The following is a 2,221-nucleotide window of genomic DNA, read 5'->3' as shown; positions in this document are numbered from 1 at the left end:
GGCTGGGGTATTACCTGTCAAGGAAATTGTCGATACGGACAGAATGAAACTAAGAAGAGAGGGCATTAAGGGCCCAATCTCTAGGCAACCCGTCTATCGAGTGGCCGATCTAAATCGTTATTATCATCGGACCAAGGGGAAGCATTACAGCTCGTCAATCAGCCTTTGGGTGGGGGATAAAGGAAAGCGAAAAAATGTTATTACCATCAAAAAATCAGAATTGCTCTGCATCACTCCGCAAGGGGTCTTGGGAGATATTTCGCAAGCTAATACAGCGATTTCTTATATATATCCAGACGTTATGACTCAAACCACGTTGGGGGCGTTTTTTGGCTCTGCTAATAAGAGAACTCCAGATTCCTGCGCATCGGTTTTCAATCGATACGGATTAAAAGAGGAAGATGGGTCAAATATATATATCCAGTCACATTTGCCACGACATCAGTTAAATACATTTTTGGCATTGGCAGATGTTAATGAGCACCAGCAGGCACTAATAGTGGGACGTAGAGATATTACGCAAAACCGAGACTATCAACATCTCAGCTTAAAAGATAAGACACGTAATCAGGACACGTCTACAGCTAGCATGCGACAACGAGTCAATAATGCACAGCAGCCCAATGAAGTTGTTGCTGAGTCACCAGAACCTAATGACAGCTTGTTAGCTGAACTAGGGGTAACACCAATGGGGCCAACGCCCACTAAACTGGCTGTGCAACAAAGCGTGCATGCTTTTAACAAACCAGCTGAGCATGTTGAGTTTATGCAAGAAGCGCTTGCAGAAAACAATCTCTTGGGTGAGCTGCAAGGTACATTTAACGCAATCCGAAAAAAAGACGGGTTGCAGTCAGCTAAAGAGTTTGTTGAAGTCCATGGTCGTAATTTTCATATTGTTGTGAATGGCAGCTGTACCCGCAACTTGGCGCTGCATGGTTGTGACAAGCAACTGCGTTGCCTTGATGGTGAAGGCTGTTTTCATTTAACGATCACAGGACGCCCTGGTGAGCTGGATAGTATCCGTGCGACTCATCAAAACTTATCACTAAATGTCGAAAAAATGTCACGGTTGGAGCAGGCCGGTAAGTTAAAATCGCGGCGTGAGCGAGACGCTTTTGAGAAAGAAAAACACAACTTGTCACAGATGGGAATTGTCTTAGGTAAAGCGGAGAATTTCAGTGGTTTTATACCGTTACGAGTCTTTAATACAACCATGCGGCTAAATCAAACTGGGCCGAAAAAGACGGTGGTAGAGAGCTTTGCCCAAGATCAGCGTGAATTGAGAGAGGAAAAATAATATGGCTAAGAATGCCCGTTCAATCAAGCTCGACAGTGCCATTGAAGCAGAATTAGAAATTATGGTGGAGCTAGGGAGCGAAAAAGCCCCAATTTCTGCCACAACACTTCATGAGCGTTTAAAAGCGAAAGGTGTGATCAAAGGTGCGCTCAGCACGTTATCCACTGATGATCGCAAAAAGATGATAGCCGAATCTCGTTATCAGCAGATGTCTGATAGCGAGGTGGAGGAAGATGCAGATGGACCTAAATACGGCACAGTCGATTATTACAAAGCACGCAATCAAGAACTCATTGCTGAAGTCAGAGAACTAAATACAAAGTTAAATGACAACACCGCAGCGTTAGTCGAAATCATCAGACGCGTTGAGTCTCAAACTCCCGTTAAAGTTGAGGACCTAATTAAGCACACTCTTAACCCGATTCCAATGGATGATATCCCGTACTAGAGATAAGGAGGCTGACATATGGCTGAAAAAAAGCTCTCTAATTTCGCTTATAAGCATACGTTATTCAGAACTTTTATACATGACAATAAATTTGTCGCTTCCCTCTTTTTTTAAGAGATCGCAGTGATTTGCTACTCGTGCAATATTTTTATTAATGCCTATTATAGTTACAGTGTAATTATTTAATGGGGAGGGGGAATATGAAAAAGGCAGAGTTATTAAAAACAAATCATCAAGTGCAACTGAACTGGCTAGATAATCAAATAGCTAAAATTGCAAGTGATGGAGCAAAGTCATTTTCAAATGCAGATGTTGCCGAAAGAGCTTATAACAGGATGCAGAGGGATAGTTTAATCTCGAGCAATAATGATATTGAGCACTTTGTCAGTGTCCACCTCTCTGAAACTGGCCTAAGAAAATTAGTGACCACATTGCGAGTTTATAAAAAACGCGATAACTCAGAAATACTGCAAGTC

At 42.4% G+C, this 2,221-nt stretch carries 2 protein-coding genes and 1 pseudogene; all 3 read left to right on the top strand.

The genetic code is table 11. The features are described from left to right. Positions 1-1,297 (top strand): annotated as a pseudogene (locus tag AC4GME_RS18830) (hypothetical protein); the annotation flags it as partial. A 1-nt stretch (position 1,298) separates the two neighbouring features. After that, positions 1,299-1,745 carry a hypothetical protein gene (locus AC4GME_RS18825; RefSeq protein WP_490380043.1) on the top strand — a complete coding sequence of 149 codons (447 nt, stop codon included), beginning with the start codon at positions 1,299-1,301 and terminating at the stop codon, positions 1,743-1,745. A 200-nt stretch (positions 1,746-1,945) separates the two neighbouring features. Continuing rightward, positions 1,946-2,221, top strand: a 276-nt coding sequence (locus AC4GME_RS18820) for a hypothetical protein (RefSeq protein ID WP_490380042.1), incomplete at its 3' end; no start/stop codon positions are given.

It is taken from the genome of Psychromonas sp., from assembly GCF_983033635.1.
This window is presented reverse-complemented; position numbering and strand designations above follow the sequence as displayed.

Excerpts from the sequence above, each read along its gene's own strand:
- AC4GME_RS18825 (WP_490380043.1), top strand. The coding sequence starts at position 1,299 with ATGGCTAAGAATGCCCGTTCAATCAAGCTCGACAGTGCCATTGAAGCA.